Genomic DNA, 5,588 nt, shown 5'->3' on the forward strand with positions numbered 1-5,588 from the left:
TGTCGCTCAGGCAGTAGTCATAATGGCTAGTTTATAGGCCGAATTATATCCAGCTATCTTTTTGCGCAAATCGGGCTTGCCAAATGTAATTACATTACTACAAATATGTCATCACACGGAGACCCATCCCTTGGCGCAAACTCTCTTTGTCGGTGACATCAGCCTGGATCTGAGCCTGCTGGCGCCCCATATGCCCGCGCCGGACGAGAAGGTGCATTGCACCGGGTCGACCGAGGGAATTGGTGGGGTCGTCACCAATACGGCGGTCGCCTTCGGCCGCGCCGGCGGCGACGCCGTCCTCTTCACGCCGCTCGGTACCGACCACGCCTCCGGCCAGATGCACCGGGAAGCGCACTCCCTGCCACTGGAGTTCCGGCCGGCCATCGTCCGCGGCGGGCTCTGCCGGGTTGTGACGGTTATCGAGCCGCACGGCGAAAAGCGGCTGCTGCTCTATCCCGGTGTCACGATCTATCCTGAACTCGAAGCGATCGAGGCGGCTTCCCTCGACGGCATCACCCATGTGCATACCGCCTGTTTCGGACCGGGCGCGGCGCTCCTGATCGAACGGGCGCGCGGTCTCGCCCTCTCCTGGTCGATTGATCTGGAGCCGGCCACGTTTCCAGCCGGCATCGACTCGCTCGCGGACGTGCTGGACGGCGCGACATTCGTATTCATCAACGACCGGGCAGCGAACAGCCTTGGCGACGACCCGGTCGGCAGGCTGCGCGCCCTTGGCGTCGGCGCCGTGGTGCGGACGCGCGGCCCGCTCGGAGCCGAACTTCACGACGGCGATGGCGTGCTGAGCGCCACCCCACCAACGGCCCTGGACATTGTCGACACGACCGGCGCCGGCGACTGCCTGGCCGGCTGGTTTCTCGCCGGCGTGGCAGCCGGCTGGCCGATGGAACGTGTCCTCGCCAGGGCGGTCACCGCCGCCACCATCGCCTGCACGCGGGTCGGAGCCCAGACGGCGTACCCGACCTTCCCCGAAATCGAAACATACGAAGAAACGAAGAGGTAGGATGTCTCCCCCGATCGTAATGCCGGCCAAGCCGAGCGCGCTGAAGGCGCATTTCTCCAAGTCGAAGCCGATCATCGGCGTTGTCCATCTGCGCTCGCTTCCCGGCGCGCCGCGCTATGAGGGCGAGCCGATGCGCGAGATCATCGCAGCGGCGATCAGGGATGTGCATACGCTCGTCGATGGCGGCATCGACGGCATCATGATCGAGAACGCGAGCGACATGCCATTCTCGCGGCCGGAGCATATCGGCTTCGAGACCGTCGCCGCGCTATCGGCGATCTGCCAGGAGGTCCGCAACGCCGTCAGCAACCCGATCGGCATCACCTGCGTGGCGAACGGCGCCATCGCCGGCCTCGCCGTCGCAAAGGCGGTCGGCGCGCGCTGGGTTCGCGTCAACCAGTGGGTCAATGCCTATGTCGCCAATGAGGGCTTCCTCAACGGCCCGGCGGCCGAGGCGCTGCGCTACCGCGCCCAGATCGGCGCCAAGGACGTCTCCATCTTCGCCGACGTGCATGTGAAGTTCGGCGCGCACGCCATCACCGCCGATCGCTCGATCACCGAGCAGGCGACCGATGCCGAATGGTTCGACGCCGACGTGCTGATCGCGACCGGCACGCGTACGGGCTCGCCGACCCAGCCCGAAGAAGTCGGCGAAGTCCGCGCCGGCACCAACCTGCCCGTGATCGTCGGCTCCGGCCTTTCGCCCGAACAGGTGCCTTCGCTGATGGCCGTCGCCGACGGCGCGATCGTCGGCCAGTGGCTCAAGGTCGACTCGCGCTGGTGGAACCCGGTCGATCCGGGGCGCGTCGAGCGGCTGATGAACGCGGTCGAAAAGGCACGCACATGACCAGCCTCACCGGAGATACGGACGTCTTCTCCACGGCCTCTTTCGGCGCGTCGCCGAAGGCTTCGGTGATGTTCGTCGCCACGCGGCAGGATGACCTGCCCGGCATCTATGGCGAGGCGCATCGCCGCGCCATTCTCGCCGTTCTCGATGAACTCGCCGCCGAAGGATGGACGCTGTCGCTGCGCCGGGTTTTCGATCCGGAAGCTCCGAACGCACCACGCGCACTGGCAACGGGCTTCACCCACTCGCACGACATCGCCGGCGTCTTCGAGGCGCCCGATCTCGAAAGCGCGCTTGCCGGAACGGTTCGGCTGGAAAAAGCCGGCTGGGCCCGCGCGTTCCGCACGGAGTGGCTAATGGGGGTAAAAGAGTTCGCGCCCGTTATGGGCAAGGGCGCGCTCACCGACCATGGCTGGTCGTTCCTCGCCTTATGGGAGTGGAACGACCAATGGTGCGAGGCGACGCCAGCCGAGCGGACCGAATACGACTTCGAGTGCGATATCGCCTTCAAGGGCGATCTGGCCCTCGGCGTCAACATCGCCGGCCGCCACCGCCTGGACTGGTCGCATGGCTGGCACCATCTCGGCGCCTGGGAGATCGACGGCCCCGATACGGCCGATGCCGCCATTCGCGGCCATGAAGAAGTAGCCGATTTCAAGTTCACCACATCGCGTCACATCGTGGGCCGGCTCGAGCCGCTCGCGGAGCTCATTGCGCCGAGGCACGCCTGACATGACTCAATCCGTCTGGATCCACTATTCCCGCCCGCGCCCGCACTGGTACCTCCTCGACGAGGCGCAGAAGCTTACCCTGACCGAGGCCTGGCAGGCCGTTCGCGACAAGGCCAGCGCCGGCGGCGCCCAGTATAATGGCCGCTTCCACATCCGCGGCCAGCACGACTTCCAGGAAGTCGAGATCTGGAAGTTCGCCTCGACGACCGAAGCATTCGAGCATTGGCAGGCGCTATGCGCCGCCCGCTACAACGAGTTCTTCGCGTTCTCCAACAATATCGGCCTGGAAACGGGCACATGAGCGAGCCGCTGCTCGAGGCGACAGGCATCCGGCGCACATTCGGCCATGTGCAGGCGCTGAAAGGCGCCGACTTCCGGGTCATGCCAGGCGAGATTGTCGCCCTGATCGGCGACAATGGCGCGGGCAAATCAACCCTGGTCAAGATCCTGTCGGGCGCGGACCGCCCGACCGGGGGCACGTTGCGGGTCGAGGGACGGGAGGTCAGCTTCACCTCTCCGCTCGATGCCCAGGATTGCGGCATCGCAACCGTCTATCAGGATCTGGCGCTCGCGCCGGATCTGACGCCTGCCGACAATCTGTTTCTCGGACGCGAATTGGTGCGCAAGGACTGGCTCGGTAGGTTCGGCTTCCTCGACCGACGCGAGATGCAGCGTCAGGCGATCGAGCAATTCGCCAAGCTCGGCGTGCAGTTGCGGTCGCAGCGCGTCTCGATCGCATCGCTTTCGGGCGGCCAGCGCCAGTCCGTCGCCATCGCCCGCGCCGCGATGTGGGCAAGCAAGCTGGTCATCCTCGATGAACCGACGGCAGCGCTTGGCGTCGTCCAGACGGCGCGCGTGCTGGATCTCTGCAAGCGCGTCCGCGACGCCGGCACCTCGGTGATTTTGATCAGCCACAACATGCCCCAGGTCCTCGAAGTGGCGGATCGCATCCAGGTCCTGCGCCTCGGTCAGACCGTCGCCGATCTGAAGGCCTCGGAGACCAGCGTCAACGACCTGGTCCGCGAAATGACCAGCGGACAAGCCAAGGAGATGGCAGCATGAGCAACGACCTTGCCATTGCACCCGTCGAGACCACCGAAGAGCGTTTGCTGCGCCTCGTCGCCAGCGGCTGGATTTTTCTCCTGCTCGTCGCGCTGATCACGATCTTCTTGGTGCTGCGTCCGGCCCAGTTCGGCTCGGGCTACAACATCCAGCAACTCTCGATCAATGCCGCCATCCTGCTCGTCCTCGCTGTCGGGCAGACCTACGTCATCATCACCGGTGGCATCGACCTGTCAGTCGGCTCCGTGCTGGTATTTGCCTCCGTCGTCTCGGCAAAGCTGATGCTTCTGCTTTCCGGCGCGGATGGCACCACTTACGGCACGACCAGCGCCGGTTGGGACATCATCGCCATCGGCATCCTGGCTTCGATGGCGGTCGGAGCCTTGTGGGGTGCGCTCAACGGCTTCCTGATCGCGGTCGCCAAGATCCCGGCGCTGATCGTCACGCTCGGCAGCATGGGCATGGCGCTAGGTGGCGCGCAGATTCTGTCGGGCGGCGTCGATGTCCGCGCCATGCCGGAAATGCTGGTCAATTATATCGGCTCCGGCCGCGTGCTCGGCATCCCGGCGCTGGTGGTCATCGCCGCCGTCACCGTGGTGCTGGCCGGGATCGTGCTTCATCTCACCCGCTTCGGCATGCATGTGTTCGCCGTCGGATCGAACACAGAAGCCAGCCGACGCAGCGGCATTCCCACCACGGCCCGGCTGATCCAGGTCTATGCGATCTCCGGGTTGATGGCGGGCATCGCCGCCGTCATGGCGAATGCCCGCTTCTCCACCACCACCATCAACGGCCACGCGATGGACAGCCTCGCGACCATCTCGGCCGTCGTGCTGGGCGGGACCAGCCTGTTCGGTGGTGTCGGCAGCGTTTTCGGCACCGTGGTCGGGGTCTTCATCCCGATCATTCTTCTCAATGGTTTCGTCATCCTGGGCATTCCGCCGTTCTGGCAGACCGTCGCCATGGGTGCCGTCCTGATCCTCGCCGTCTGGATAGACCAACTCAAGCGACGGCTTCGCAAACGGAGCTAGTGCCAAGCACAGCGCCGCAATATCCAAAAAAGGGGAACTAGAAGATGACCAAATCCATCGTTACCGCGGCTATGGCCCTCGCCATGGCATCGTTGGGCGCATCCAGCGCCTTTGCCCAGGACAAGGGCACTGTCGCTCTTGTGCTCGGCTCCAGCGGCAGCCCGTTTTATCAGGCCATGCAGTGCGGCGCGCAGGCCCGTGCGAAGGAACTTGGCCTCACGCTTACCGTTTCGGCCGCCGACCAGTTTGCCGCCGACGCGCAGATCCCCGTCGTCAACGCCGTCACCGCAGGCGGCCCCAATGTCGCGGCGATCGTGCCGACCGACATGCAGGCGCTGATCCCACCCATGCGCGAACTGGCCGAGCGCGGCACTAAGGTGATCACGGTCGACCAGACCATCGCCGACCCGTCAATCCTCAAGACCCAGGTCCTGACTGACAACAAGGCCGGCGGCGGCATGGCGGCGGACGCGCTGGCCAAGCTGATCGACGGCAAGGGCAAGGTGCTCGTTATCACCCAACCGCCGGGCTCGCTAGCCCAGGACGCCCGCGAGGCCGGCTTCGCGGAGACGTTGAAGGCCAAGTACCCGGACATCCAGTATCTCGGTCCGCAGTACCAGTCGAACGACCCGCAGCGCGCCGCCGAGATCATCACCTCGACGCTGTCTGCCCACCCGGACCTCGCCGGCGTGTTCTCGACCAACGACCAAGGCGCGATCGGCGCGATTACCGGCTTGCGCCAGGCCGGGGCGGTCGGCAAGGTCAAGATGGTTGCCTATGACGCCGCCAGCGCCGAAGTCGCCGCACTCAAGAACGGCGAACTGCAGGGCCTGATCGCCCAGAGCCCGAGCCAGCAGGGCGCGGTCGCCATGGACATCGCTGCTAAGCTGATCGCC

At 65.3% G+C, this 5,588-nt stretch carries 7 protein-coding genes; all 7 read left to right on the forward strand.

The window, feature by feature from the left end:
• Positions 1-130: 130 nt before the first annotated feature.
• Complete coding sequence (locus tag ABIE08_RS23535; protein ID WP_354554581.1) at positions 131-1,021, forward strand: carbohydrate kinase family protein; 891 nt, start codon at positions 131-133, stop codon at positions 1,019-1,021.
• A gap of 1 nt (position 1,022) precedes the next feature.
• Positions 1,023-1,868 (forward strand): BtpA/SgcQ family protein, encoded by an 846-nt coding sequence (locus tag ABIE08_RS23540; protein WP_354554582.1) that lies wholly within the window; start codon positions 1,023-1,025, stop codon positions 1,866-1,868.
• Positions 1,865-2,599, forward strand: coding sequence for a hypothetical protein (locus tag ABIE08_RS23545; protein WP_354554584.1), 735 nt, complete (start codon positions 1,865-1,867; stop codon positions 2,597-2,599). Before ABIE08_RS23540 ends, ABIE08_RS23545 begins: the two co-directional genes overlap by 4 nt.
• A 1-nt stretch (position 2,600) precedes the next feature.
• On the forward strand, positions 2,601-2,900 hold the full coding sequence (locus ABIE08_RS23550) for a hypothetical protein (RefSeq protein WP_354554585.1): 300 nt from the start codon (positions 2,601-2,603) through the stop codon (positions 2,898-2,900).
• Positions 2,897-3,661: an ATP-binding cassette domain-containing protein gene (locus ABIE08_RS23555; protein ID WP_354554586.1), complete on the forward strand. Its 765-nt coding sequence runs from the start codon at positions 2,897-2,899 to the stop codon at positions 3,659-3,661. The genes ABIE08_RS23550 and ABIE08_RS23555 overlap by 4 nt, the downstream gene beginning before the upstream one ends.
• Positions 3,658-4,692 carry an ABC transporter permease gene (locus ABIE08_RS23560; protein WP_354554587.1) on the forward strand — a complete coding sequence of 345 codons (1,035 nt, stop codon included), beginning with the start codon at positions 3,658-3,660 and terminating at the stop codon, positions 4,690-4,692. The genes ABIE08_RS23555 and ABIE08_RS23560 overlap by 4 nt, the downstream gene beginning before the upstream one ends.
• A 44-nt stretch (positions 4,693-4,736) precedes the next feature.
• Positions 4,737-5,588: ABC transporter substrate-binding protein (locus tag ABIE08_RS23565; protein ID WP_354554588.1), on the forward strand; the 852-nt coding region annotated here is incomplete at its 3' end.

The organism is Kaistia defluvii (genome assembly GCF_040548815.1).
GTDB lineage: Bacteria > Pseudomonadota > Alphaproteobacteria > Rhizobiales > Kaistiaceae > Kaistia > Kaistia defluvii_A.